The 26,327-nt window shown below is 61.0% G+C and carries 30 protein-coding genes; 13 read left to right on the top strand and 17 right to left on the bottom strand.

Going from position 1 to position 26,327, the window contains the following annotated elements; translation table 11 throughout:
* Positions 1–196 precede the first annotated feature (196 nt).
* The 9 genes from JN279_RS34825 to JN279_RS34785 form a co-directional block, all read right to left on the bottom strand.
* Positions 197–718: a GNAT family N-acetyltransferase gene (locus JN279_RS34825; protein WP_202351454.1), complete on the bottom strand. Its 522-nt coding sequence runs from the start codon at positions 716–718 to the stop codon at positions 197–199.
* Positions 715–1,155, bottom strand: coding sequence for a GNAT family N-acetyltransferase (locus JN279_RS34820; protein WP_244734294.1), 441 nt, complete (start codon positions 1,153–1,155; stop codon positions 715–717). The genes JN279_RS34825 and JN279_RS34820 overlap by 4 nt, the downstream gene beginning before the upstream one ends.
* On the bottom strand, positions 1,152–1,652 hold the full coding sequence (locus JN279_RS34815) for a DoxX family protein (protein ID WP_096454032.1): 501 nt from the start codon (positions 1,650–1,652) through the stop codon (positions 1,152–1,154). Before JN279_RS34815 ends, JN279_RS34820 begins: the two co-directional genes overlap by 4 nt.
* Before the next feature lie 246 nt (positions 1,653–1,898).
* On the bottom strand, positions 1,899–2,606 hold the full coding sequence (locus tag JN279_RS34810) for an NAD(P)H-dependent oxidoreductase (protein WP_096454034.1): 708 nt from the start codon (positions 2,604–2,606) through the stop codon (positions 1,899–1,901).
* Positions 2,607–2,634: 28 nt separating this feature from the next.
* A complete protein-coding gene (locus tag JN279_RS34805) occupies positions 2,635–3,111 on the bottom strand; it encodes a DoxX family protein (RefSeq protein WP_096454036.1) in 477 nt (158 codons plus the stop codon).
* Between the two features lie 11 nt (positions 3,112–3,122).
* Positions 3,123–3,908: an HvfC/BufC N-terminal domain-containing protein gene (locus tag JN279_RS34800; RefSeq protein WP_096454038.1), complete on the bottom strand. Its 786-nt coding sequence runs from the start codon at positions 3,906–3,908 to the stop codon at positions 3,123–3,125.
* Complete coding sequence (gene bufB, locus JN279_RS34795; RefSeq protein WP_096454040.1) at positions 3,895–4,929, bottom strand: MNIO family bufferin maturase; 1,035 nt, start codon at positions 4,927–4,929, stop codon at positions 3,895–3,897. Before bufB ends, JN279_RS34800 begins: the two co-directional genes overlap by 14 nt.
* A gap of 42 nt (positions 4,930–4,971) precedes the next feature.
* Positions 4,972–5,241 (bottom strand): BufA1 family periplasmic bufferin-type metallophore, encoded by a 270-nt coding sequence (locus JN279_RS34790; RefSeq protein ID WP_096454042.1) that lies wholly within the window; start codon positions 5,239–5,241, stop codon positions 4,972–4,974.
* Positions 5,242–5,452: 211 nt separating this feature from the next.
* On the bottom strand, positions 5,453–6,328 hold the full coding sequence (locus JN279_RS34785; protein ID WP_202351453.1) for a patatin-like phospholipase family protein: 876 nt from the start codon (positions 6,326–6,328) through the stop codon (positions 5,453–5,455).
* 231 nt (positions 6,329–6,559) lie between these two features.
* Between JN279_RS34785 and JN279_RS34780 the strand changes: the two genes are divergently transcribed.
* From JN279_RS34780 to JN279_RS34755, 6 genes are all read left to right on the top strand, one after another.
* Positions 6,560–6,835: a hypothetical protein gene (locus JN279_RS34780; RefSeq protein WP_096454046.1), complete on the top strand. Its 276-nt coding sequence runs from the start codon at positions 6,560–6,562 to the stop codon at positions 6,833–6,835.
* A gap of 192 nt (positions 6,836–7,027) precedes the next feature.
* Positions 7,028–7,303 (top strand): hypothetical protein, encoded by a 276-nt coding sequence (locus tag JN279_RS34775; protein WP_096454048.1) that lies wholly within the window; start codon positions 7,028–7,030, stop codon positions 7,301–7,303.
* Positions 7,304–7,512: 209 nt separating this feature from the next.
* The gene (locus tag JN279_RS34770; RefSeq protein ID WP_202351452.1) at positions 7,513–8,427 is read left to right on the top strand and encodes a LysR family transcriptional regulator; all 915 of its coding nucleotides are present in this window, start codon (positions 7,513–7,515) and stop codon (positions 8,425–8,427) included.
* A 193-nt stretch (positions 8,428–8,620) separates the two neighbouring features.
* A complete protein-coding gene (locus tag JN279_RS34765) occupies positions 8,621–9,103 on the top strand; it encodes a cupin (protein ID WP_096454052.1) in 483 nt (160 codons plus the stop codon).
* A gap of 92 nt (positions 9,104–9,195) precedes the next feature.
* Positions 9,196–10,398 (top strand): MFS transporter, encoded by a 1,203-nt coding sequence (locus tag JN279_RS34760; RefSeq protein WP_202351451.1) that lies wholly within the window; start codon positions 9,196–9,198, stop codon positions 10,396–10,398.
* Between the two features lie 45 nt (positions 10,399–10,443).
* A complete protein-coding gene (locus tag JN279_RS34755; RefSeq protein ID WP_096454056.1) occupies positions 10,444–10,908 on the top strand; it encodes a DUF302 domain-containing protein in 465 nt (154 codons plus the stop codon).
* A 65-nt stretch (positions 10,909–10,973) separates the two neighbouring features.
* On the opposite strand, the gene JN279_RS34750 is transcribed toward JN279_RS34755, so the two are convergent.
* Complete coding sequence (locus JN279_RS34750) at positions 10,974–11,885, bottom strand: LysR family transcriptional regulator (RefSeq protein ID WP_202351450.1); 912 nt, start codon at positions 11,883–11,885, stop codon at positions 10,974–10,976.
* 285 nt (positions 11,886–12,170) lie between these two features.
* Between JN279_RS34750 and JN279_RS34745 the strand changes: the two genes are divergently transcribed.
* The 5 genes from JN279_RS34745 (at position 12,171) to JN279_RS34725 (ending at position 17,787) form a co-directional block, all read left to right on the top strand.
* On the top strand, positions 12,171–12,953 hold the full coding sequence (locus tag JN279_RS34745; RefSeq protein WP_202351449.1) for a 3-hydroxybutyrate dehydrogenase: 783 nt from the start codon (positions 12,171–12,173) through the stop codon (positions 12,951–12,953).
* Positions 12,954–12,979: 26 nt separating this feature from the next.
* The gene (locus JN279_RS34740; protein WP_202351448.1) at positions 12,980–14,137 is read left to right on the top strand and encodes a patatin-like phospholipase family protein; all 1,158 of its coding nucleotides are present in this window, start codon (positions 12,980–12,982) and stop codon (positions 14,135–14,137) included.
* Between the two features lie 45 nt (positions 14,138–14,182).
* Complete coding sequence (locus JN279_RS34735; protein WP_096454064.1) at positions 14,183–15,577, top strand: NAD(P)/FAD-dependent oxidoreductase; 1,395 nt, start codon at positions 14,183–14,185, stop codon at positions 15,575–15,577.
* An 18-nt stretch (positions 15,578–15,595) separates the two neighbouring features.
* The gene (locus JN279_RS34730) at positions 15,596–16,942 is read left to right on the top strand and encodes a dihydrolipoyl dehydrogenase family protein (protein WP_202351447.1); all 1,347 of its coding nucleotides are present in this window, start codon (positions 15,596–15,598) and stop codon (positions 16,940–16,942) included.
* Positions 16,943–17,082: 140 nt separating this feature from the next.
* Positions 17,083–17,787, top strand: coding sequence for a peroxiredoxin-like family protein (locus JN279_RS34725; RefSeq protein WP_096454068.1), 705 nt, complete (start codon positions 17,083–17,085; stop codon positions 17,785–17,787).
* Here JN279_RS34725 and JN279_RS34720 read toward each other — a convergent pair.
* Complete coding sequence (locus JN279_RS34720) at positions 17,771–18,676, bottom strand: LysR family transcriptional regulator (RefSeq protein WP_202351446.1); 906 nt, start codon at positions 18,674–18,676, stop codon at positions 17,771–17,773. The genes JN279_RS34725 and JN279_RS34720 overlap by 17 nt on opposite strands.
* Positions 18,677–18,810: 134 nt before the next feature.
* Positions 18,811–19,701, bottom strand: coding sequence for a LysR family transcriptional regulator (locus JN279_RS34715; RefSeq protein ID WP_202351445.1), 891 nt, complete (start codon positions 19,699–19,701; stop codon positions 18,811–18,813).
* 105 nt (positions 19,702–19,806) lie between these two features.
* Between JN279_RS34715 and JN279_RS34710 the strand changes: the two genes are divergently transcribed.
* The gene (locus JN279_RS34710) at positions 19,807–20,469 is read left to right on the top strand and encodes a peroxiredoxin-like family protein (RefSeq protein ID WP_096454074.1); all 663 of its coding nucleotides are present in this window, start codon (positions 19,807–19,809) and stop codon (positions 20,467–20,469) included.
* A 19-nt stretch (positions 20,470–20,488) separates the two neighbouring features.
* Positions 20,489–21,721 carry an MFS transporter gene (locus tag JN279_RS34705; protein ID WP_096458610.1) on the top strand — a complete coding sequence of 411 codons (1,233 nt, stop codon included), beginning with the start codon at positions 20,489–20,491 and terminating at the stop codon, positions 21,719–21,721.
* Positions 21,722–22,759: 1,038 nt separating this feature from the next.
* Here the strand turns inward: JN279_RS34705 and JN279_RS34700 are convergent.
* The 5 genes from JN279_RS34700 to JN279_RS34680 all read right to left on the bottom strand — a co-directional run bounded on the left by JN279_RS34700 (position 22,760) and on the right by JN279_RS34680 (position 26,308).
* Positions 22,760–23,512 carry a GGDEF domain-containing protein gene (locus tag JN279_RS34700; protein ID WP_244734293.1) on the bottom strand — a complete coding sequence of 251 codons (753 nt, stop codon included), beginning with the start codon at positions 23,510–23,512 and terminating at the stop codon, positions 22,760–22,762.
* A gap of 159 nt (positions 23,513–23,671) precedes the next feature.
* Complete coding sequence (locus tag JN279_RS34695; protein ID WP_244734292.1) at positions 23,672–24,394, bottom strand: thermonuclease family protein; 723 nt, start codon at positions 24,392–24,394, stop codon at positions 23,672–23,674.
* Between the two features lie 18 nt (positions 24,395–24,412).
* Complete coding sequence (locus JN279_RS34690) at positions 24,413–25,612, bottom strand: ABC transporter substrate-binding protein (protein WP_096454080.1); 1,200 nt, start codon at positions 25,610–25,612, stop codon at positions 24,413–24,415.
* 54 nt (positions 25,613–25,666) lie between these two features.
* The gene (locus JN279_RS34685) at positions 25,667–25,921 is read right to left on the bottom strand and encodes a hypothetical protein (protein WP_202351444.1); all 255 of its coding nucleotides are present in this window, start codon (positions 25,919–25,921) and stop codon (positions 25,667–25,669) included.
* Between the two features lie 18 nt (positions 25,922–25,939).
* Complete coding sequence (locus JN279_RS34680; RefSeq protein ID WP_095198248.1) at positions 25,940–26,308, bottom strand: hypothetical protein; 369 nt, start codon at positions 26,306–26,308, stop codon at positions 25,940–25,942.
* Positions 26,309–26,327 lie beyond the last annotated feature (19 nt).

Below are 26,327 nucleotides of genomic sequence, written 5' to 3'. Positions count from 1 at the left end.
GGGAAGGCCTGGCCATAACAGTCCACTATTCGCCCCGTAGCGATTGACTGTTACAGCTTCACAGGAACGTGACCGATGCCTTGGAGTTCTCAGAGAGAGCGGGCCTATACGCCGGCAGAACATCGGAGCGAATGTGCTACCTCAGGGTCGTTTGGCTCATTGCGTCAAAGGGATGCGAATCCTCATGCTAAGGCGCTCAAGTTTCAGAAAGAACAAGGCGCATCGCACAACGTCGGCTTGCTGGCATCCCGTGTTCGACTTCTCGACGCAGCACCTGACGAAGCCACTCTCCCGCTTGCGCATCGTCCAGCATCTGGAATCCCAGCTTTTGGTAAAATGGAGCGTTCCAGATCACGTCGCGGAACGTGGTTAAGCTGAGGGCGACAAGGCCGCGGCCCCCCGCATCCGTGATTGCATTTTCAAGCAAGGCGCGCCCGATACCCCAGCGTTGTCGTTCCAGGCGAACGGCAAGTTCCCAGACGTGCAATGTGTCGTCCTGGATCTCCGCGCTCAGGAACGCGACCGGCCGGTCGTCGTGGCCCACCGCGACCCAGCACGTGCCCTTGGCGATGAGTTCACGGTGGCGCTCGACGGTCTGGTTGTCGTCATCGGCGATCCAGGCAAGCTCTGCAATTTCACGGTAAGCCTCACCAGCCGACTGTTCGATATCGGGTAGTGCTTCCGCGTCAGCGTCTTGCGCAATTCGAATGGTGATCATGGGGTTGCCGTCGTGGCTTCCAGGGTTCTGCAGAGAATGACGTTGGAGTGTCGCTCGGGCCAATCTGCAAACTCTGCTACACGCACGAAACCGGCTTTTTCATACAGTCCTGGCGCCTGGAAATCATGGCTCTGCACCCAGATCCGCCGAACGCCTCGAGCGACGGCTTCGGCGGCGAAGGCGTTCAACAGCTCTCGCGCATAGCCGCGTCCCCTAAACGCCTCTTCGATCCACATCTGTTTGAGTTCGGAAGTGCCTGCCCAGGAATATCCTGTTGCGACACCGATGATGCGTCCCACCTCGTCGCGGATCACAAAGCCAAGGCCCTGGGCGTCATCGCGCCCTATCGCATCCCGGTTGTAGCCGTAGATCCTGTCTTCGATGGCGTCGATTTCAATCGCAGAAAGATCGTGCTTGGGCTGGGCAAGGGTAGTCATCTCGATCGCTCGATTCCCTTGGGTCGAGGCAAGACCGTCTCAAGCGATAAACGGCCAGGACCACCTACTGCAAGCGTTGCAAGGCCGCCCAGGTAAAGCAGGATTATTTCGTAGCCGACAGGCCCGAACCGGATCCCTCTGGCGGTCACTTCGGCAAACTTCACTGAGAAGAATCCGTATTGGGAATGGACTGTGAACAATGCAGTCAAAAGCACGATCGCCATCGGCACACTGGCGAGCGGAATGAACGCGCCCGCCAGCACAGCGCCACCGCCGACAAGTTCAACCAGCGTAGTCAGCCATGCCAGCAATTGAGGCACTGGGACTCCCAATGTCTGAAGCACGACGCCAAAGCTTTCCGGCCCTCTGCTGAGTTTGGCGTAGCCATGGGCCAGAAAGCCAAGGCCTACGATCAACCTTATCGGCAACGGCGCCCACCCGGCAGCAGCACTTGAAGGGGAGAATGTGGTTCTTGAGAAAAGTTGACGGAAACGCATCCTGCGAACTTTCTTGTATGTGCGGTGTGTGAGAAGTCGGCACCGTCGGAAAGAATCCGAGGTGGACGACGTTGACAGTTCGTTGTTCGCTCCGCGTCGGCTGACTGTTACGGGGCTCACAGCAACGTGACCGCCACCTGAAAATTCTCAACAAGAGTAGGACCTCAAATCGCCGGTGCATCAGACAAACGTGCGAGCTCAGGAATCGCGTGTGTGGCGTCCAGGCCGGTGAGGACAAGGCTTCTGTCACGCCGATTTCAAAACATAGGCCTCGTCGAAGTCCGCGAGCTTCGGATACGCGATGGTAGGGGCATATGCGAGGCTGAGGACGCGCTCACGGTAACGATCGAGCTGCATCCGGCGCTCGCCACCGCTGATGCGAACTGGTGCATGCACCAGGAATGGCTCGATCACCGTGAAGCCAACAAAGTAGAGTATCCCGTGGTTGATTGGGAACAGGATTTCATTGATAGGCCCGTTTAGTCCGCGGTCGGAATAGATCGGCTGCGGTCCGCCGATTGTGACGGAACACATTGCGCGCTTGCCTACGAAAACGCCGCGATCATACCATTTGCCGCCGCCATAGATGCGGCCGCCTGACGCGAACACTCGGTCAACCCAGCCCTTGAGGATTGCCGGTAGTCCGAACCACCAGAGCGGGAACTGCAGGATCAGCGCGTCGCACCAGAAAAGCTTGTCCATCTCCGCCTGGATGTCGGCAGCAAATCCGTCAAAGGCTGCCGCATTCGCCTCCTCGGCCTGCTGTCGGTAGTAGTTCGCGTCGCGCACGGTCGTAAAGTTGCGGCGATCCGACACCGGATTGAAGCCCATGGCGTAAAGATCGGAGACGACGACCTGATGCCCTGCCGCAGACAGCGCCTCTTGTGCTGCGCGGGTGAGGGCGCCGTTGAAACTGTTGGGCTCGGGGTGGGCATGAATGATGAAGACGCGCACCGTGTGCCTCGCTACTCAGTTGAAATGTTCACTTTCCGAACGCCGAGAAAGCCCGCTCGGCGACATGGTCGAGGGAGAACACGCCGGCGCCACGTGTCAGCACCAGAAGGAGCAACGAGGCCCACAGAAGATGCTCGGCCCAGTTTTCCGGAAATACGAAGATCTGGATCACCGATACGACACCGAGCAGCATCAGAGCGCCGATGCGCGAAAAGAGCCCTAACAAAAGCAGCACCGATCCGGTGATTTCGGCGGCTGTCGCCAGCGGCGCCGCAATCGACGGATCGATGAACGGTAGGTTGTATTCGCTGGCGAACAGCTGCAGCGTCACAGGCCAGGACGCCAGCTTGCTCTGCGCCGATTGCCAGAAGACATGCGCCACCGCAATACGGGCGGCGAGCTGGATCAGCGAGAATGGAATGCTTTCAGGCAATTTGATGATGCGCCTGTAGACACCAACAAGGCCAGTTGGGCCAGTCGAGGAATGATCTGAAATTGCGGTCATGACAGTCTCCATCAGTTTGAGAGGGGATGTATCGGGATATGCACGTCCGTAACGAGCCCGTCGCCAAACAGACGCACGAGCGCGGACACGAGATCGAATGACGGATCGAGAGCGAGGGCGCGGCCCATGGCGTGTTCGAGGCCGAGGCCGTGCTTCAACGAATGCCGGAACGCAAAGTTCGCACGATCGAGAAGAACCAGACGAACATTATCCCCGGCCCGCCACAACGCCACGCGTTGAGGGCGCCTTATCCAGGCACTCTGCTGGTCGATAGTCGCCTCTTGCTGGTGCGCCGTCCAAACGGACAGGATCGACCAGTGCGAAACGATCAGCCGCAGGGAGGGCTGCAACAGGATATCGGGCGAGGGTCCCAGATTGGTGCTGTCATATTCAGACAGGGTTCGCGACGGCAGGCAAACTGCGTCGAGCGCTTCTGCGATGGTCCATTCGAGCCGTGCGGTCTCGGCCACGATCGGCATGTCGGAAAGTGTGTCGATCGTCTTCAGGAAGCGCGGGAAGCCGGCGCCATAACGCGCCAGCCGCGACTCCACCGGCGGATGCCGTCGAATGAACTCGCTGGCTACGAAACGGAAGAACCGTTCATCGACAAGGCGAACCGTGACGGGAAACACCGCCATCAGGACCGAAGTGAGCGAACTGCGAGTGTTGTTTTGGTAGATACGCAGGCGCGCCAAAGGATCGGCCTTGCCGGCGGTCAAAATTTTTGCGGCAACCAACGGCTCCATGGCAAGCACCGAGCGCGCGATGGTGGTCTGCAAGTCTTCAAGCGGCAGCATGATATCCTCCCTGTATTATTGGCGGCAACGCTAACGGCATGACCTGTCCGGCCTTGGCGACAGCAAATGCCGCAAGCACGGGCATGCCTGTCCTTGCCTCGGTTTCGAAGGAAACGAGGGTGGACTGTGGTCGGGGTTTTGCGGCCGCCGTTTGTCTCGCGGCCTGCTTGCGGTTGAACATGATCGAAGCGGAAAGCATGTCGGCCCACATCGCTTCGCCGAGCAGCACATCGAGAACAGGAACATCGGTGTCCCATTCGATCAGGGTAGGGCGCGGTCCAAGCCGACTTATGGCATGCTGGTAGAGCGCCCAGACAACCGGTGGCACGCGCGAGCCATGATCGTCGATGAGCACGGTGTCGGTCCCGACGTGATTGGTCGCATGTCCGGCAAGATGGATCTCACCGATAGCCTCTACTGGCAGCGCATCGATGAAGGCTTTTGGATCATATTGGAGGTTGTGCGCCGAAACCTGGACATTGTTGACATCCAGCAGCAGGCCACAGCCGGTCCGCGCGACGAGCTCGGCCAGGAATTCGGCCTCGTTCATAGAGGAATCCACAAAGGCGACATAGGCAGACAGATTTTCGATCAGCACCTGCCGCCCCAGCGCGCCCTGGACAGTCTCGACATTGCGCGCCACGATCGCCAGCGCCTCTTCGTCATAGCGCAGCGGCAACAGGTCGTTCAGGTAGGCGCCGTCGGCCACGCTCCAAGCGAGATGTTCCGAGACGAGATCGGGCTGGAAGCGCTCGCAGACCTTGCGCAGCCTTTCCAGATGATCGCGGTCCACTCCTCGCGCGCTGCCCAGCGAGAGGCCAACGCCATGAACCGATAGCGGATAGATTTGGCGCAGCCGGTCCAACGCTTCGACGCCGGCGCCGTGTCCCATGTAGTTCTCGGCATGAACTTCGAGCCAGCCAGCGGAGGGTCTGCGGGTCAGCATCTCGCTGATGTGAGGTGAGCGAAGACCGATGCCCGCTGATGCGGGGATCGAGAGGCGCTGAAATGCACGGGACATCGGTCTGCTCCTTCCAATGGGGTTGGCTCGAAGTCTGATCGGTTAGGCCTTAGGCTTGTCGCTGCCGCCAGCGATCTTCGCGCAGCTGCCGGCGGGCACGTAGAGCCACGAATCCGGCTGGTTGTCGGCTGTGGAGGTGCCGGCGCAGGAATGCGTCGCGGTCTGGCAGTCGTTCTGGCCAGCCTTGACGACGCCGTAGCACTTTTCGAAGGCGAAGGCGGGCTTGGCAGCTGGGCCGCTATAGGCGGCCGTTGTGGCCAGCGAAGTGGCGGCCGCTAGGGCCGATCCGATGAGGGTTTTGGCGTTGATCACAGACGTGTCTCCTGGTTGCGTTTCGAGGGAAAGACCGACCTTGCGGCCTGTCTGCAAGCAGTGTCCCCGATCCGGCGGCCGAGCTGAAATGCTGTCTCGGCATGGATTTGATACGCGGTCACTATGTTGAAGCCCCTGCCAAGCAAAAGCCCTCCGGCGGGGAACCGGAGGGCTTGGCGCCTGCGTTAGTGAGCGGGCGAAGCAGGCGCGGCTAGGCGGGAGGGAGGCGCCTAGACATATTTCCCTTTTTCTCGACGGCGGAGCGGTCGTCCGCGAAATGGTCGGCCATAAGCCAGTCCTCAACTTTCTTCCGCCCTCTGTCGCGCATGGCGGTCAGTTCACCCCAGTCGGTCCAGGGCCTTAAAAACATCGTTGCGCCAGCCCGGTGCGCAGTGTCGAAGATGGTCTGTGTCCGGGCCAAATTCGGGGTGCCGGGCATGGCGGCGACGCGATGATCCGAACAGGGCGTCATGGACCCTGAGGGCTTGCCGGCGATGATCAACTGGGCACCTGGTTCAATGGCCTGGAACGATGGCAAAACCGAAACGTCCCCGTCACCCCAGTAGGTGTCACCGTCGATCTCCACGGCCGGGAACAGGAATGGGACCGTCGCCGCTGCTAGGATAATATCGATCGACAATTGATCGCTTGGGAAGACCTTCACAGCATCGGTGCGGGCATTCGAAGCCACGATGTTGAGTTTCACAGGACAGGTCTTCTTACGGATCTCCGCAATTTCGATTGTCTGCTCCAGGATGGATCTCAGAGGGCTGGCCTTCTCTGCCATCAACATCGATGCGTGACTGACGCGTCGCCAGAAATTGGTGAGTGCCGTGCGTGCACCACGCTGGCCGCCCAGGGCCAGACCATAGGCGAGAACCGCGGCTTCCATCGCGCCGAACCCGGACGCTGTAATGTTGCCGAAGCAAAGGTCGGGCTGATCCAGCAAGCGGTCGAGAACGCCCCAGACAAACGCGCCGTGTGCATCGTTTGCCACGACAATGTCGACAGGTTGCCGGTCGTCCATCGCACGGCCTGCGCCGCCTACGGAGGTTCGGCTGGTTTCGATTCCGGTCTGGATATGCATCGTGTTGGTCTCCATCCCATAACGCCGCTAGGGGCGTTCGATGAAGAGACTGCCGCATCATCTGCTGCTGGCGAAATGCCAAGCTGGCATGAACTCCATAGGTAGATTGCATTGGTCGCCATCGCGTGCCCGTCGCAAGTTTGGTTGCCAGGCAAACCAGAGGGGTTGGTTGTTTTGACCAGCACGACGATCGTCGCCTAGGCAATCGATCGACAGCCAAAGGAATGCGTCATGAAAATACGAGCCTTGTATGTAGGGGTGATTGCTCTCGGTCTTCTTGCGGGAGGCGCCTCCGCCGACCCCCTCAGCGATCTGGCATCTTTCCCCTCGTTCTACAAAGATGCCGGGATGAAAACGATGAAGCCGATGGCTGAGTTCAAGAAGGCGTGGCGAGCCACGCCAAAGCGAGATCGGGCCGCAATGAAGAGGGCGTGCAACGACCCGGCGATGAGCAAGGCACATGCGCCGTTCTGCGCAAACGTCCTGGCGCTTGGTGGCGCCAAATAGCTGCAAGTCAGGCCATCAGTGGCTGGCTACAGAACCGGCATAAACTCCATACGCAGATGGCATTGGCAACTCCCACACCGATTGCAGCAAAGTGCATCCCGGCAAGGAGGGACCACAGAGTTCTAAATTGCTGTCGATAATTACTGCAGTCCTCGATGGGACGATTGCTCAACTCCAGAGAAGGATCATACCATGAATATCAAAGCTATCTGCCTCGGCGCCTTCGCACTTTCCGTTCTGAGCGGCGTTGCTTTCGCCGGCGTGCTCGACGAGCCGTCCAATATGCAGCCTTTCTTCACCGACGCCGGCATGAAGACGATGAAATCGGATGCCGACTTCAAAGCAGCCTGGGGCGCCATGTCGAAGGACAAACGGGATGCCATGAAGAAAGAATGCAACGACGCAGCGATGAGCAAGCCCCATGCCGAATTCTGCGTGAAAGTTCATCAGCTCGGCGGCAACAGCTGAACGTCACCCTGGCTTTCCAGAGCGCGACGGCGAGCAAGTTGCTCGCCGCCGTCCCCTATGTCCCGCCAAAGCCTTTCAGTGGCGCCAAACCGCGCCAACCCATGACGATATGCTATGAACTTTATAGCAGCGGTGCATTGGAACGTTGATGTCGTTTGCGGCAAGGTTCGGTTGAGCAAAAAAGGACTACGCAACGGGGACAAATCGGCATGGACATTCATCACATCCGCTACTTCCTTGCCGTGTGCGAGACGCGAAATTTCACGCGCGCCGGCGAAAAGTGCAATGTCACCCAGCCAGCGCTGTCTCGCGCCATCCAGCAGCTCGAAGACGAGGTCGGCGGCCTGCTGTTTCGCCGCGAGCGAAACCTAACCCACCTTACCGATCTTGGCGTGCTGCTGCGCCCTCGTTTCCAGCAGATCCTCGACGAGCTGACCGGAGTGCGGCAGGAAGCGTCGAGATTCTTGTGCCTGGAAAATGCCAACCTCAAAGTTGGCGTCATGTGCACCATCGGGCCGCGCCGCTTCACCGGCCTGCTGACCGACTTCAACCGACGCCAGCAGGGCATCCAGCTGCAGCTGGTCGAGGGCGTGCCAGCATCGCTCTCTCAGCTGCTTGAGTCAGGCGAGATCGACGTCGCCATCATGGCGTCGAGCGACAGCTTTCCGGACCGATTCGATGTCACGCCACTTTATCGCGAACGCTTTGTTCTGGCCTTTCCAAACGGCCATCGGCTGGCTCGCAACGACAATGTCGCCATCTCCGAACTCGACGGTGAAAACTATCTCAGGCGGCTCAACTGCGAGTATCGTGATCACCTCGCCGGACTGTGCACCGACCGCGGCGTGAAGCTCAGGATCTCCTACGCCAGCGAGCGCGAGGACTGGATCCAGAATATGGTTTCAGGCGGACTTGGGATCTGCTTCATCCCGGAGTTCAGCGCAGTGATCCCGGGCTTGCAGGTCCGGCCCGTCATCGATCCCGAAGTCTGGCGGGAAGTGTCCCTGGTCGTCGTCGCGGGACGCAGGTTCTCGCCGGCGGCATCGGCCTTCGTCAACAGCGTCAAGGCGCATGGCTGGCCGGAAAGTGCCATAGCCCAGGCACTCCACAAGACCGCAGCCTGAAACAAACTCCAAGAAATTCTGGCACGGCGTGGCATGTGATGCCATGCGTCTGCGTGCAGCCATCATGGCTCACGATAGTTTTCAGGTATCGAATTGAAAGCCAGTCAGCATTTCTCTTTCTTCGCGGCTCCGATCACTCTCCCTGTCATGCCCCGCCTCCCGCGTTTGGGCACCGACAAAGGAGAAATACAAGATGGCTACCAAGAAACTCAACCTCGCGTTTGCGGTCGGGCTGCTTTCCGCAACTGCTGCCTTTTCCGCTGCTCCGGCCTTCGCCGGCGACTGCCCTGCCGGCCAGGCCGCCACGACCGACATCCAGGAACATCCAAGCAAGCCGGTCGGCGTCGTCGACACGATTCTCTCCGCGATCGATCTGAGCAGCAAGGGCGAGGCCTGGAAAGGCAACATGCTGCGCCTGCGCAAGCTCGTCGTGCAGCCGGGCGGCGTCGTGCCGTGGCATGAGCACAATGTCCGCCCAGCTAACATTATCGTCGTCGAAGGCTCGATCACCGAATATCGCAGCACCTGCAAGGTCGGCATCGAGCATCCGGCTGGCGACGTGACCGCCGAGTTCGGCCAGCTCGCTCACTGGTGGAAGAACAACGGCAAGGTGCCTGCGGTGCTCTATTCGGCCGACGTCCTGCCACCGACAATGCACGAAGACCACATGATGTGAGCCGCTCGGCGCGGCGAACAGATTCCAGCATCAGCAACTGAAAGCGCGTCCTCGGGTGATCTCCTGGGGACGTGTGGCCACGGAGCCTTGTCATGACGACCAGTGAACAGACTGAACCGACGCGGCTGCGCATGGTTGCCGCCGACAGCTGGCGCTTCGGCCTGATTGCCCTGATCGCGTTTCTCACGCTCGTCGATTTGTTCGCCACCCAGGCCATCCTGCCTTCGCTGGTGATAAAATTCGGTGTTAGCCGCGCGACCATGGGTTTTGCCGTTAACGCCAGCACGTTCGGCATGGCTGTGGCCGGGATCGCGGTGGCGCTTTTCGGCAGGAACCTCGATCGCCGCAATGGCATCTGGATCAGCCTTGCGGTGCTGGCGATCCCGACGACGCTTTTGTCGCAGACCGACAGTATCTTGGTCTTCGCCCTGCTGCGTGTTGCCCAAGGCTTGTGTATGTCGACCGCGTTCACACTGACCATGGCCTACCTGGCCGAGCATTTTTCCGCGCGGCAGACGACGAGTGCGCTTGCGGCCTATGTGACCGGTAACGTCGCCAGCAACTTCTTCGGACGGCTGATGTCGGCCGCCGTCGCCGACACATTCGGCATTTCCACCAACTTCCTGACATTCGCCGCCCTCAATCTGATTGGTGCGGCTCTCGTCTGGTTCACGCTGCAGAAGACATCCGCGATGATGCGTGCCGACACGATGGGCGGTCCGGCCCGTGCGGCCTGGAAGGGTCCGCTGAAGAACACCGAGCTCCGCGGCTGCTTCGCCATCGGCTTCCTGATCCTCTTCGTATTTATCGGCACTTTCACCTATGTGAATTTCCAGCTCGTCGCCGCGCCACTATCGCTGTCGCCGATGGCGCTCGGACTGGTCTATTTCGTCTTCCTGCCTTCCATGCTGACCACTCCACTGGCCGGGCATGTCGCCGCGGGCCTCGGTCCAAGGGTCGGCATCGGTTCGACGCTCTTGCTGGCGATCCTGGGTTTGCTTTTGCTGCTCACGACCAGCCTTCCGATCGTTCTTGCCGGGATGGCGCTGGTCGCAATCGGCACCTTCCTGGCGCAGGCAATAGCGACAGGACACGTCAGCCGCATCGCCTCGCACGACCGCGCCGCCGCAAGTGGAATTTACCTCGCCTCCTACTATGCGGGCGGGCTCGCCGGCAGCTTCGTCATCGGACAGATCTACGACCGGATCGGCTGGACCGCATGCGTGACCGTGCTCGCCGCGGTCCTCGCCGGCGCGATCGCAGTGGCGCGCGTGCTTCAAACTCCAAAGGCATGAGACTTAACGGCCGAGAATCTTGACTATCCAACAAAGGAGACTGAGATGACCAACTACCTGAAAACCATGATTGCCGGCGGCGCCATAATGATGGCGATCGTTCTCCCAGCCGCAGCTTCGGACGGTGTCGTGACGGTGAAGAGCGACTATTCCGTCGGCGAGACGGTCGCGCGCATCAAGAGGGATGTTCTCAAGAAGGGCATCAAGTTCTTTGGCGTCATCGACCAGGCAAGACTTGGCAAGAATGCCGGCAACGATGTCAGGCCGTCGCGGCTGGTGATGTTTGGCAATCCGGCGCTTGGGACGACCTTCATCACATCAAATCCGGAAGCCGGGCTCGATTGGCCGGTGCGTGTTCTGGTCTATCAGACCGCGGATGGTGCGGTTTATGCGGCCTACAGCGATTTCGACTGGATCGCCAAGCGGCATGGAATTACCGACCGCGAGGCGCAGTTCAAGATGGCGACCGAAGTCATCCAGTCCGTCACCTCGACGATCAGAAAAAACTGAATGCGAACGATGCACCGGGGATCCGTAGCCCGGATATGCTAGGCCGGATGCTCGCCGCGACAAGGCTACTCGGCGGCGGACAATGCCTTCGCCCGCTCGCCGAACCACCTTTTCTGCGTAGCCTCGCGCACCAGCGCGCCAACCGCTGGCGAATGCCTGCGGCCGCGCACGGTGACAAGATTGACCTCGCGCCAGAATTCCGGGTCGGTGATCGGCAGGGCCACCACTCCCGGGTGCTTGACGGTATGCTCGGGCATGAAACCGAAACCAAGCCCGGCGGCGATCATCGCGAGTGTCCAATCGTCGCGATCGCTCCAGTAAACGGGGCTTACGGTGACGCCCTGCTCGGAGAGAACGGCGTCGGCATAGCCGGCAAATTCACAGTTGTTGCGGTGGATGTAACTTTCATTGCTCATGTCTTTCACTTGCACTCTGCGCTGGTTGGCGAGGCGATGGGTCAGATGGACCGCCATCACCATCTGCTCGCGAAAAAGCGGCAAGGAGTGCACTTCCTCGTCGGGAACGTTCGACGGCAATGCGTAAATGGCTGCCTCGAGATCGCCCTCGAGCAGCCGCCGCCGTAAACTCGGCGCGTCGGCGTCGCAAAGATGAAGCTCCACACCCGGGTGATGGCCGCGGATGGACGAGATGAGCTCGATGATCTCGTCGGGAGCAATCGTGCTCATGATACCGACCCTGAGCGGCGTCTTCTTCAGATGCACATACTGCTCGGCTATCTGCTTGGCCTGCCGGGAGTTCTCAAAAACACCCTCAAGATAGGTTTCGACCATGCGGCCGAGTTCCGTTAGATGGGTGAAGCGTCGCTCACGATGAAAAAGCGCGCCGCCAAATTCGTCCTCCAGCAGCTTGATGGCACGTGAAAGCGCGGGCTGCGTGACGTTGCACTCCTCCGCCGCCCGGGTGAAGTTCAATTCCTTCGCGACGGCCAAGAAATATCTGACCTGACTGATCTCCACTGCACGCTCCCCCAGCGGGCATGCATACGGCACGACCCGTGTTGCGGCGCGATCTTACTAGTTGACCCTACGTCAAACAAGCCAACGCGGCGAAGTCGATGGCTTCGCCGGCACCGAGCTTACGATCTGACCGTCAGCTATCGAATCCATGTCTCAACGGCATTTCCGCTGCTTCGTGCGTCTCGCCATACTCCGCGCAGAACTCCAGGACCTGGGCGCGCAAGCCCGTTGCTCGCAGCCGTCTGCCGGCCAATCCGGCCGCGGCTCCAACCGAAGGAAACGACGATGCTCAGCGGAAAGACAGCACTAATCACCGGCTCGACCAGCGGCATCGGCAAAGGCATCGCCGAGGCCTTCGCGGCCAAAGGCTGCAACATTGTGCTCAATGGTTTCGGCGATACCGATGAGATTGAACTGCTGCGGGCAAAGCTTGCCGCTGACCACGGGGTGACCGTTCGTTACGACAATGCGGACATGAGCAAGGGTGGCGCGATCACTGCGATGATGGACAAGGCGATCGCCGAGTTCGGCGCGGTCGACATCCTCGTCAACAATGCCGGCATTCAGCATGTCGCACCGATCGAAGAATTCCCGATCGAGAAATTCGAAGCAGTCGTGGCGATCGATCTCATGTCGTCGTTCTACACGATCCGGCGCGCTCTGCAGGCCATGAAAGAACGCAAATGGGGTCGTATCATCAACGTCGCGTCCGCCCACGCCCTTGTCGCCTCGCCATACAAATCCGCCTATGTCGCCGCCAAGCATGGGATCGCCGGCCTGACCAAGACGGTCGCGCTGGAAGTCGCCGAACAGGGCATCACCGTCAACGCAGTATGTCCCGGTTATGTGCTGACCCCGCTGGTTGAAAAGCAGATACCGGACACCGCCAAGGCACGCGGGATCACCGAGGAGCAGGTGATCAAGGATGTGCTCCTGGCCGCCCAGCCTACCAAGCAGTTTGTTACCGTCGCCCAGGTTGCGGCGCTTTGCCTGTTCCTGGCCTCAGACGATGCGGCATCGATCACCGGCGCCATCATGCCGATCGAAGGCGGCTGGACGGCGCATTGAATCCGGCAACGAGGAGCAAAAAGGCTATGAACAAGATCGCCCGAAATCCGTCAGCTTCGGACACTTTTCCAGAGACCGGCCATCAGGCCGATGGTTCGGTCCAGCGCCAGACTGTATTGGTGCTTCAGGGAGGAGGAGCCCTCGGAGCCTACCAGGCAGGTGTCTACCAGGCGCTCGCCGAAAGTGGGATTGAACCGGATTGGGTCATCGGCACCTCGATCGGCGCCATCAACGCCGCGCTGATCGCAGGGAACGAGCCGAAGGATCGGTTGCCTAAGCTTCAGGAATTCTGGGACGGCGTCAGCCGGAGCAGCCCGCTCGACGAGTTTTTCCGGATGATGGTTCCAAGCAACATCTTTGCCAATATGGGCACGGTCATGCGCGGCATACCGGGCTTCTTTGAACCGAACCCCAGCGCCATGTTCGGTGTGAACCGCGAAGTGGGTGTGGAGAATGCCTCCTACTACACCACCGATCCGCTCAAGAGGACACTGAATGACCTGATCGACTTCGACTATCTCAACCGGCGCCATACGCGGCTGACGGTCGGCGCGGTCAACGTCAACACCAGCGAACTCAGATACTTTGACACCCGTGAGATGACGCTGTCGGCGGCGCACGTCATGGCTTCGGGCGCCTTGCCACCAGCGTTTCCGGCGGTCTGTATCGATGGCGAGCCCTACTGGGATGGCGGCATCTATTCGAACACGCCCATCGAGGTCGTGCTCGACGCGCGGCCGCGGCGGGATGCGCTGATCTTTGCCGTGAACATGTGGCAGCCCCGCGCCACAGAGCCGAAATCGATCTGGCAGGTCATGGGGCGGCAAAAGGACCTTCAATACGCCAGCCGAGGAAAGAGCCACGTGGCTCGGCAGGAGCAACTGCATCGTCTGCGCCACGTGGTGCGCGAAATGGGGAGGCTGGTCCCCGAGGAGCGGCGCGAGGATCCGATGTTCAAGGAACTCGCTTCCTACGGTTGTCCTTCGGTCATGCACCTTGTTCGGCTGCTTTCACCACGCCTCGACGGCGAGGACCACACCAAGGACATCGACTTCACCCGCTCAGGCATCCGCACACGCTGGCAGGCGGGATACGAGCATGGGCAGCGCGTTCTCACGGAGAAACCCTGGCAATGCGACGTCGACATGCTGCAGGGCATCGTCATCCATGAATCGCAAGAGTGACTTGTTCGAGCGCCTCGGGACCGAGGAAAGAGACGGGGAATACCGATGCAGATCATCACTCCGGGAATGCGGCTGGTTCCGGAAGCCGTGCTCGCCAACAACGCCGCGCTTTTCCGCACGATACCGGAGACTCCATCGCATGCGGACACGTCACTGCATCGCGTGGTCATCGTCGGCGGCGGCGCGGGCGGACTGGAGCTCGCGACGCGTCTTGGCCGCAAATTCGGCAAGCGACGGCTTTCCGTCACGCTTGTCGACCGCAACCGCACGCACATCTGGAAACCGCTTCTGCACGAGGTGGCGTCCGGTGCCTTGAGTGCGTCGAACGATGCGGTGGAATACATTGCCCATGCCAGCCGCCACCATTATCGATATCGCATCGGTGAAGTCGTCGGCATTGATCGCTCCAGGCGCCAGGTCTTTGTCGCGCCAAGCTTCGACGACGATGGCAGGCAGATCATCCCGCCGCGTGTGTTGGGCTATGATACGCTGGTGCTGGCCGTAGGCAGTGTCAGCAACGACTTCGGCACGCCAGGGGCGGCACGCCACGCAATCGCGCTCGATACTGCTGAGCAGGCCGCCCGGTTCAACAAACGCATGATAGACGCGTGCCTGCGCGCCAATGCGCAATACGAGCAACTGTCGCCGAGCCAACTCCATTGCGTCATTGTCGGCGCGGGGGCCACCGGCGTCGAGCTGGCTGCGGAATTGCATAAGTCGATGCGGGAGATCGCATCGCACAATCTCGACAACATCGATTTTGAAAGGCTGATCCGCATCACCCTCATTGAGGCAGGGCCGCGCATCTTGCCGGCGTTGCCGGAACACCTGGCACGCGCTTCGGCGCGTCTGCTTGTTGATCTGGGCGTCCAGATACGGTGCGGGATCAGGGTCACCGAGGTGACGGGGGAAGGCATCAAGCTTGGTGAGAAATTATTTGTGCCTGCCGAACTCGTTGTCTGGTCCGCTGGGATCAAGGCCCCGGATTTCCTGAAAACGCTTGATGGCCTCGAAACGGACCGCATCAACCGCCTGGTCGTGGATGAGACACTGCAAGCCAGAGGGGACGAAAACGTGTTTGCGATCGGTGACTGCGCGAGTTGTGTTTTGCCCGGCGGGGGCGACCCATTGCCGCCGCGCGCCCAGACCGCTCATCAGCAGGCCGATCACCTGGTCAAGGTGATTGCCGCGCGCCTCGAGGGACGGGCCGCGCCGGCTTTCCGCTATCGAGACTTCGGATCCCTTGTTTCGCTCGCCGACTATGGCTCGTTTGGCAGCCTGATCGGTGGACTGAAGATCGAAGGTCTGCTCGCCCGGCTGATGTATCGCTCGCTCTACAAGCTGCATCTCAAGGCAGTGCACGGACTTGCGAAGACCACCCTGGACTCGATTGGCGAGATAGTGGCGCGGCGCAGCAGGCCTCGGATCAAGCTCCACTGAACCTGTGCAGGCGGCGCGATGAAAAAGTATGATGTCGTGATCCTCGGCGGCGGCAACGCCGGAATGGGCGTGACGGTGGCTACTCGCGCTGCGGGGCTGTCGGTGGCCATGATCGAGGCACGCGACCTCGGGGGCACTTGCCCCAATCGTGGATGCACACCGAAGAAGGTGCTCGTAGCGGCGGCTCATGCGCTCCACGAGATCGAGCGGGCTGATCGGCACGGGATCACGATCGGCAAGCCGAGGCTCGACTGGCGTGCCCTGATCGAGCGCGAAAAAGACATTATCGATGACATTCCGTCCCGCCTGTCCGGATTGATGGCCAAGCGCGGTGTCGATGTCATCGTCGGGGAGGCCGCTTTCATCGGGAGCAATGCCATCAGTGTCGACGGTCGCGAGCTTGAGGCCGGGAACATTGTCATCGCAACCGGTTCGAAGCCGCGATCACTACCAATTCCTGGTGCCGAGCACCTGACGGTTTCCGACGATGTCCTGAATGATCCGGTGCTCCCTCGCGCGGTCGTCTTCGTCGGCGGCGGCGTCATTGCCTTCGAACTGGGCCACGTTTATGCGCGTGCCGGCGTTGACGTGACGATCCTCGAAGCATTGCCACATCTGCTGGGAGCATTCGATGCCGATGCCGTGGCCCAGATCCGTAGCGAGAGCGAACGCATAGGCATTCGAGTCCGCACGCTTGCCTGGGTCAAGAAGATCGAGAAGGCCGAAGGACGATTGCGCGTCACCTTTGTGGCGGATGGCGTCCAGCACGCAGTGGACGCGGACAGAGTTGTGAATTGCGCTGGACGAGTGGCCAATGTCGAGGGGCTCGATCTTGGCGCTGGCGTCATCGTGCATCGTGAAGGCCGCATCGAAATCGACGATCATCTGCGTTCGCGGTCGAACCCTGACGTCTATGTCTGCGGCGACGCGGTATGGAATTCTCCGCAGCTTTCACCTGTCGCGACTTACGAGGGCGGCATCGTTGGCCGCAATATCGTCGATGGACCGAGACACCGGCCGGACTATGGCCAGATACCGTCGGCTCTCTACACGGTCCCCGCCTTGGCCAGCGTCGGGCTGACCGAGGCCAGGGCGAAAGAGCAAGGCCTTGGCGTAAAGGTCCATGTGAACGATATGCTGGGCTGGCTTTCCGCCAGGACTTATGCCGAGACAGTGGCGTGGTCGAAGATCATCGTCGAGGAATCTACCGACAGGATCGTTGGCGCCCACATGGTGGGCCACGCGGGCGAAGAGCTGATCCATCTGTTCGCGCTTGCCATGAAACATGACATCACGGCGTCGCAGCTGTCCGATACGGTATACGGCTTCCCGACCTTTGCCTCGGATATCAGGAACATGATGTAACGAATCGAGGAGAGGCTGCGAACAGAATACGAACGTCTCCTGCGGTGATGCACGCGCGGCATCAAAACCATGCGAGAAAAACATGGCCGTGGCGGCGGGGCTTCGATGATAGGCTACATCCGACCTATGAAAGCGCGGAAATGGGCGTCGACGATCAATCAATGACATTTGAACAGTCCGTCCAGGCTGCCATAGAACTCGATGCCCCTCTGAACGAGCGGCTGGCGGTGATTGCAACCGCGGTGCGCCGGCTCAACCCAGGTTTCGCCGATGCGGTGGACCGCCTAGTGGCGCGCCTGGAACAGCAAGAGGCCGGAGCGATGGCGCCGGCTCCCGGCGAAGTCATGCCGGCATTCCTGCTACCTAACGACGAGGGCAGACTGGTTGGTCTGGGCGAGATCCTTCTCCAAGGACCAGCGGTGATCACCTTCCAGCGCGGGCATTGGTGCCCCTATTGCCGCTTGAATGCGATCGGAATCGTCGAAGCTCAGCAGGAGATTGCGACGCTGGGCGGGCAGGTCGTGGCAATCATGCCCGAACGGCGCAGGTTCGCGAAAGCCATGAAGGCGGCCGTGGGTGCCAACTTTCCGTTCCTGACCGACATGGACAACGGCTATGCCCTCTCGCTTAATCTTGCGATCTGGATCGGGACCGAAATGGAACGGTTGATGGGGGTTGCGTATGATCTGCCAAACTACCAAGGCAACGCCAGCTGGTTCCTGCCGATCCCCGCGACTTTCGTCGTTGGCACGAACGGAGTGATCACGGATCGCTTCGTCGATCCTGACTACCGTCGGCGCATGGACATAGATGACTTGATCGCGGCGCTCAGGCGGGCTCGCTGACGCCGAAGGTCGACCAGTCGGTCGACCGTAAAAGGTTGAGCAACGTCGTAGCCACTGGTGACCGGTGTCGGCCGGCGACCGCGTATGCGGCGACGATCCGCGAAATGTCCAAGTCGCGCAGCTTGAGCCTGCGGACATTGGGCGAATGCGGTGCTGTCGCCGAGACAAAGCCTACCCCGGCGTTGGCCTCCAACAGTGCGAGCAAATCCTGATCGGTCTCCACCTCATGTGCGGTTCGAGGCGCCACCCCCTTTGCCGCAAAGTTGCGCGACAACTCCTCGCTCGTTTCCCAGTCGATTCGGCTGAGGACAGGTTCCGCTGCCAGTTGGCTCAGCGCGACCTCTGCCTCGTTGCGGCGGGCCAGGGGGTGATCGGAATTGACGACAAGCTCTATTCCCTCCTGGAAGAGCGGCCAGGCGTCGAGCCGGTCCCAGGCTTGCCCCAGAACACCGGCAACCGCCAGTTCGGCCCCGCCGTTCTTGAGGGCTTCGACGACAGCGGTCGGCGAACCGCGACTAATCTTGAGATGCACTCCGGGGTAGGCCCGGAAAAGCTCGGTGAACGGTGAAACCAGCAGCGCTATGTTGACGCTATTGGAAATGGTGACGTTGAGAGGAGCTACGTCGCTGCTTTGCACGGCCTTGGCGAGGGACTTGGCAGACGTGGCGGCATCGTAACATTGCTGCAGCAGGGGGAGCATGCGTCGACCGAGTTCGGTCAGGTGCGAGTGCTGGCGCTCGCGCCGGAGGAGCTCTCCGCCAAGCTCCTCCTCAAGCGTCTTGATCGCTCGCGTCAGCGCGGGTTGGGTGACGTTGCACTCTTCGGCAGCTCTGGTGAAATTAAGCGTGCTGGACAGGGCCAGGAAATAGCGGACCTGCTGCATCTCCATGAAATATTCGCCCCCTTAGCGAAATGGTCTATCAGCGATGGTGCATATTTGAAGACTAACGCAATGGATCGCGCTACACCATAGGTGCGCATGGCAGCGGCGCCTAGGCGAGCGTTGCTCTGACAAACCCGGAGTCATGATGAGCTGAGCGATTTGCTCAGCCAATCGGCGAAGCCCCTGGCGCGTCTGCTCGGCTGGCGCCCGGCCGGGAACAGGGCATGGATGGGTATGGTCGGCAGGGGAAAATCCGGCAGCAGCCGGTGCAGGCGGCCGTCCTGCAGTTCAGCGTTGAACATCCAGCCAGAACCGAATGCCACGCCAAGGCCTGCGACGACGCATGCGGTGACGCCGGCCGAGCTCGAGACCCTGATACGCGGGCTTTCAGGCAAGACGAAATTGACCTGGGGATCGACCAGTTCCTGGAACGTTGCGCCGGAGCTGTCGGAAGGCCCGAAGATCATCTGGTGCTGCCCCAGATCGGCCGGGCTGCTCGGCAGGCCATGCCGCGCAATATAGTCCGGCGCTGCAACGAGCAGCCGCGGCGTATGCCCGACCTTGCGCGCCATCATGCTGGAATTGTCGAGCTGGCCAAGCCGGATCGCGACATCGGCACCCTCCTCGACAAGACTGCGCCGGCGATCGTCCATCATCAATTCGACGGAGAGGTTGGGGTGCTCGGCGAGAAGCCCAGGCAGGCGAGGAATAAGCGCACGCATCGCGAATGTGACCGACAGCTCGACGCGCAGAACGCCGCGCAATTCCTCATTGCCTGCAGCGGTGTCAGCCGCTGCCCCAAGGTCGGCAAGCACTGGCCGAATTTGGTCGAGATAGACTTGCCCAGACTCGGTCAGCCCGACCTTGCGGCTGGTGCGGATGAGAAGACGGGCGCCGATGCGCGCCTCCAGGTCATTCAGGATCCGCGACACCGATGGCTGCGAAAGGCCGATTTCGCGGGCGACCTGGGAAAGGTTGCCGCGCTCGGCCACCCGCACGAAAACCTCGAGTTCCTGGAGTCGGTCAGCCATTCGTTTTCCGGATGATTGCTATCCCATCCGGCAAGCTACCCCTCCTTTTGGAAATAGGCGAGGACATTCCGCCGCAAACAATGCGGTCAAGATTTGGAGTGTCCCATGTCTCTTCAGGAAAAGCTCGATGCCTTCAAAGCCGACTTTGAAGGCAAGGCCCCCAAGCAAGCGGTCGAGATCATGCATCGCGCGACCGCTGATCTCATAGCGTCGGGTCAGGCCGACCAGGCTTTGACGGCGGGCGCCGTTGCCCCGGCCTTCACATTGTCGGAGGCAGATGGCGGTTCTGTCAGATCGAGCGATCTGCTTGCCCGCGGTCCGCTGGTGATCAGTTTCTACCGAGGTGTCTGGTGTCCCTATTGCAACATCGAACTAGGCGCTTTGCGGGAAGCCTGGCCGGCAATCCAGGCCACAGGCGCGCAACTGATCTCCATCTCCCCGCAGTCGCTGGCGAACGGCCGCAAGGCCAAGCGCGACAAGCAGATAGATTTCCCGATGCTGAGCGATCCCCACGGTGAGGTGGCTGACGCCTTCGGTCTGCGGTTTCGCCTGCCGGACGACCTGATCGCGCTGTATCAGAGCTTCGGCGTCGATCTGCCGGCGATCAACGAGGACCCCTCATGGAAATTGCCGATGCCGGCTCGCTTCGTGATCGGACAGGACGGCGTCATCGCCTATGCCGAAGTCAGTCCAGACTACACGCGTAGACCCGACCCGGCCGACCTTTTGCCCGTCCTCATGCGACTGCAGGGCTCAATCGCGGCCTGATCCGATGGATATCGACGACATGGCGATCGCGAACGTCACCGCTGCCAGCGCCGCCCGGCGCTGGTCGATGCTGGTCGTGATCTCGATCGGCGCCTTTCTGCCGATGACCACATGGTTTTCCGCGACGGCGATCGCACCGCAACTGACACGGCTCTGGGACCTTTCTCCTGAGCAGGCAGCCTGGGTCACTGGTGCCGTGCAAATCGGCTTTGCGATTGGCGCATTGGCTTCCAGCATGGCCGGCCTTCTGGATATTATCTCGCTTCGCAAAGTGATCGGCGTCAGTGCCTTGGCGGCGGCCGCAGCCAACCTCTGTCTGTTGTTCGCGCCCTCCGTCGGCTTGCTGCTGGCGGCCCGTTTTGTCACCGGCATGGCGCTGGCGGGCGTCTATCCACCGGCGCTGAAACTGGTGTCGACCTGGTTCAGCCGCGGGCGGGGAACCGCACTTGGCATTCTCCTCGCGGCGCTGACGCTTGGTTCTGCCTTTCCTCATCTAGTATCAGCACATGCCGCCGAACTGGCTTGGCAAGACGTCATCGTCGCGACCTCCCTTGCGGCAATGGCGGGTGCGTTGTTGATCTTCTGGCTCGGCGAGGAGGGGCCTTATCCTTTTGCCAGGTCGACATTCGACCCTCGCCACATCAAAACACTGCTACGCAACCGCGCGCTGATGCTCGCCAATCTAGGCTATCTAGGCCACATGTGGGAACTCTACGCCATGTGGGGCTGGATACTGGCCTACATCAGGGCGGGCGGCCCTGGTCTTGGCGTTGGTGGCCCGGGAGCGGCCTCCCTGCTGGCGTTCTTGGTCGTGGCATCGGGCGGGATCGGCTCGATCATCGGCGGTATCGTGGCGGATCGGATCGGCCGCACCGCAACGGCGGCCGCGATGATGGCGGTCTCCGGCCTCTGCGCACTGACCATAGGCCTGACCTTCGTCGGTCCGCTCTGGCTGTTCGCCGCCGTCGCCATTCTCTGGGGAACGACCGTCATCGGCGATTCCGCGCAATTCTCGGCGATGGCGACCGAATTGAGCGATCCACGCTATGTCGGCACGGCCCTTTCCCTGCAGTTGAGCATCGGCATTGCGCTTACCTTTGTCTCCATCCACCTGACAGGATCGATGGCGCAGACCGTTGGCTGGCGCTGGAGCTTCCTGGTTCTGGCGCCTGGCCCGGTGCTCGGTGTCGCGGCAATGCTAGCGCTCCGGCGCATACCCGCAGCACGACAAATAGCGCATGGGTTAAGGTAATGGCGTTCAGTGCGTGTTGAAACTAGTTTAGCTACAAGTGCTTTCACGCGCTGACGTTCTGATCACGAGCCGTTCGGATCAATGTGTGGTGATGGCCAACGCGCCTTTTACAAGCGAACGTTCCTCGCGCTCGGACAGGGCACTCGATGCTGATTGAGGCGTCCTCGGCAGCCGTCTTCTTTTGATCATTTCGCGGGTCGTCACAACGTTACAAAACAGTCCGTAAGTAATTGAAATCGTTAATCTGAATCAGAGTTCAATCCTCTCTCGCAGCACCAGTCTTTTCCGCGCGAGCGCGGCTGACCTTCAAACTCCTCACCGCGGCGTGATCTATCCGATGTGTGATGAGGTTCCAGCGGCCTTGATCAATTCGTCCTCGCTCCTCACCCCATGTCGGTATGCGGCAACGATTTCCTCCGCTATGATTTCCGCCTCCAGCGAATGGTCGTCTACCAGGCGTTGACGACATGCCGTGTCGAACGCACGACTCAATAGAGCCAACTCCTTGGCACTTAGGATGCCGTATCTTAGTGCTTGGTCGGTAACGGACATCGCCTAGTCCTCCGCAACCTTGGTTGAGGACGGTCCCCTGTCCTCAAGGCCCGGCTCGGAGGGCCAGTAGGAGGAGCGTCGCGGAGGGGGAGGCGACGGATAGGCCTGCACTGGGGGGGTGCGGTAGGCCTTACTCCTCCTACCTGTTGCCGAGCCTGAGCTAAACAACGGCTGATTATACCCCTGAATGGCGGTAGCGCCAGTATTGTTTCATAGCGTTATAATTGTTGAACGCAGAGAGCGGGCTCATGCGGCGGGGGGCTCGATGCCCGCCCGCTCGCAATACCACTTTATTAGGGGATGGCCTCAGGCGACGGACGAGTTCACCGCGCTGTGTGGCAGCGAGAGCGCTTACTTCGTGCCACGAAGAATATTGCCTCAAGGCTGCCCGTGGAGGATCAAACTCAGCACCGTAGTGCCGATCCACAGCGGGATGGGCGGGATTGTCAAATCGAGCAGCCGCCCCCAAAAGCCCCCAGCGGGTCGTCAGCTGTGGAGATGCGTCAGTTCAAACCCCGCGTCATCCTGCGTGTCGGACAGGTGCTGTTCGGCGGACCGGAACATGTCCGAGAACTCCATCTCGTTCTCCAGCATCACGCCGCCGACCTTGATGGTGAGGACATCCTCGGTGCCTTTTGGCGCAAAGTAGACTTGCGCGATACGCGTGCGGATGCGCTCGCCGATCTCCTTGGCTTCTGCTTCCGTCGCGCCCGAGAGGAAAACCCCGAACATCGAGGCGCCGATGCGTCCGATCAGATCCTCCTCGCGCACCGACGACTGTATGGTCGAGACGATGAGCCGCAAGGCCTCGTCGCCCCATTCAAGGCCAAAGCGCATGTTGATGGAGCGAAGGTGTTCCGGATGAATGATCAGGAAGGCGCCCGAGCGCGGTCCTGGCCCCGATCGCCTGGCTGCCCGCCGTTCAACCATCGACGTGAAGACCGGCCCGTTCAGGCAGCCCGTCAGCCTGTCATAGGTCCCGGACCTGTTGAGTTCCTGCCGGTAGCGGTGGATTTCGACGCGATTCCAGCCGATCAGCGCGAAAAGCGGCAGGCCGATGATCACCGGCAGCAGGCCCGCGGTGATCATGCTGCGGGCGAACGGCGTCAGCGCGTCGCTGAACAGCAGCAGGTAGTTGAGGCCAAGGGAAAGGCCGAGGCTCCCGGCGGTCCCCAGCAATGTCAGCCATGCGACCTGCTTCCAGGGCTGGGCAGTGGTGGTCGCCATTGGTCTCGTCATTGGCCGATCTCCTGTCAGGTCGGCTGGTATAAGGCCTGCCTGCCGTAATTTCGGTTTCGCCGAACCGTACAATTTTATGGAAACGCCGGATGGCGTCTTCCATATGCCCCGACGAAGCCGGTTTGTGAGAAGTTCTGCGTTTTGACGGTCAGCTGCTGCCTATTGCGGCGGTCCAAAGATACCCATCCCGGCATTCCTGGCAATTGCTTCCGCCTTGCCATAGATGCCGCCCGGCAGCGCCATCGCCCAGCCATTGGCGACGAGCCAGGCGCCGACATCCTGCTTGCCCAGCCGGCACGATGCGGCGATGGCAAAACGCTCGGTTTCCGGCGGCAGGAAACAGTTCAGCGCGCGCCCCCGCAGCCAGGCATTGAAGGTCGCGCGGGCTCGCTGGCCGCAGGGCCAGGCCTCGTCGCGAAACGAACAGGTCTGGTCCACGCCGATGTCCTGGACCCCGCTGATGACCACTTTCCACCCCATCGATTCGAAAGTCGCCGACGACGTTGCGATCGGACGGAAGAGCAGGGTTTCGCGCCAGTCCTGCGGCATGGGTGTTTTGGGGCGGACGGCGAGGCCGAGTTCCCCGAGCGGCGGCCGGGCTTCGACCCGCTCGATTTCCGACACGTCAACCGGCGGCGGAGCGATAAGGCTCTCGGCAATCCGCCGTGCGGGTTCCCGCGATTGTCCCTCGATGATGGCCGCGGCCACCTGATTCGCTTGCTTGCCGGCAATTTGCAGGGACGGCGCAGGGACCGACTGGTCGAGAGAAATCAAGGTTCCGGCCCGCATGATCAGGGCGATCCCGACCATGAGCTCGAGGCCCCCGATCGCGATCACGAGGCGGGCATGCCAGCCCATCAGGTCAGCGCGGCGTTCGCGCAAGGCCCCGCCGGCAGCCGGTCAGAAACCCGACGTCGATTTGGCAACCAGTTTGAGCGCACCCTTTTCTATCCGATAGAATGGCATCGATCTTTGGCTCGATCCGTCAGCGCGAAAACGGAACAAACCGGTCGATCCGCGAAACCCGTTCGGGTTTTCGAGCACCTGTTTGCTGAAGCCGTCAGGTCCGACCGCGCTGGCAATCCCCGCCGTCAAGGCAACCATATCATAGGCATAGGCCACATTGACGTCGGCCTGGTAATTGTATGTCGTCCTGAAGCGGTCGGCGATCGGTCCGGTTTCGCCTGGATCGAGCGTGGCGATGTATGCGCCCTCGAACAGTGGATCCATGGGGTGTTCCAGCCAACGGTCCGTTCCGACGACAGAGATTGCTTTTCCCGGAATGCCCTTTGATTTGAGGGCGGCAAGGACAGGCGCGGGGCTGCCGTCGCCGCTGGCAATGATGACCGCGTCGGGAGCGTCCACGAGTGAGCCCATCTGGTCGACCGCCTTCGTGCCACTATCGCCGGCCGAATAAGGCACAGTGACCGCGAGCGTCGCCCCATAGATGCTGAGGCCGTTCGCCACCCGCTTCTCCACGGCACTGGCGTTCGAGCCTTCCGCGACGAGCAATACGAACTTCTTGCTGCCTTTCGCGGCGAGCCCCGCTGCGCCCGCCGCGGCGCTGTCGGCTTCGCTGAGGCGCACGGCATAAACCCCGGCGCCGCCCGCGAAATTGTCGGCAAGCGCCAGAACCGGTGGCCGCTTCGATCCCGACAGCGTGGCGATATGCTGGGCCGAAGGCAGTTCGGTCGGGCCGATGACCACCTTGGATCCCGTCGTGATGGCTTGCACCGCCAATTTGCTGGCCTGCGCACTGTCGCCTTTCGTGTCCTCTACCGTCAGCGTCAGCAATCCATTGCCGATATCCGTCATCGCCAGCTTGGCGCCGTCGAGCATCTTCCGGCCGGTTTCCCCTGACGTCCCAGGAGCGGACAAGGGCAGCAGCATCGTGACTTTGGCGGAACCGGAGCCGAGCGACTGGCTCGCCTGGGCCGGACCGGGGCCGGCAGCGCCATTCTGTCCCGCAGGCGCGGCGACCGCCGCCGGATCGAGCACTTCGGAAACGCCGCCTTTCGACTGGCAGCCCGACAAGGTCATGGCGAGCGCCAGGGCGATTGCCCAAATCTGCGGACTGCAGCCCTGCCGGACAGCTTCCATGATTGCTCCACCCCGTCTGCCGCCGGATTTTCCCGGTCTGGTCCTCAACTCATGTTACGGCGGACTTGCCGCGCCGTCTTGCTGTTCTTTAGCCGTCGAAAGCCGGGAGCCGGCGCCTCGATGCGCCTGGCGGTGCATAGTCGGTTGCATTTCATCTGTCGTGGCCCGGGCGCGAACACGCTGTGCCCGCAAACGGCAAAGGCCCAGCCGGTTGGCGCCGGCCTGCGCGGCAGACAGATCAGCGCCGAACAGGGCGATCGTTGCGGCGATCGCCCATAAAATTGATCCGTCCGATGTCATGATGGCCAACAGGCGCGGCCCATCCGGTCAGTGCATGTATTCGACCATGCGGTCGTGGAAACACTCACATTTGTTGAGCGTGTCTTCGTCCTTGTAGTTCGTCTTCAGATAGCCATAGGCCATGCCGCAGGCGACCTTGGCTTCCGAGGCCCAGACGAAGGCAGGCCGGGATGAGTTGATCCATTCCGGGCTGTTGGCTACGGCAACCGATTCGTCCATCAGCTTCACCACCTGCTCCTTGAGATCGACGATGTTGTCGTTCAACACCAGGTTGGACGTCCCCACGACGCGGCAATAGTCGCCCGTTGGACCCTCGATGATGTCGGCGGCTTCAAGCCCCGTCGCAACAATCGACAGCAGCCCGGCCCCGAAAGCCACACGCAGAATTCTGTTCATGCTCGTCACCTCGTCCCTT

This window comes from Mesorhizobium sp. 113-1-2, assembly GCF_016756475.1.
GTDB classification, from domain to species: domain Bacteria; phylum Pseudomonadota; class Alphaproteobacteria; order Rhizobiales; family Rhizobiaceae; genus Mesorhizobium; species Mesorhizobium loti_C.
Note: the sequence above shows the minus strand (reverse complement) of the source record. Positions and strands in the feature narration are given on the sequence as shown.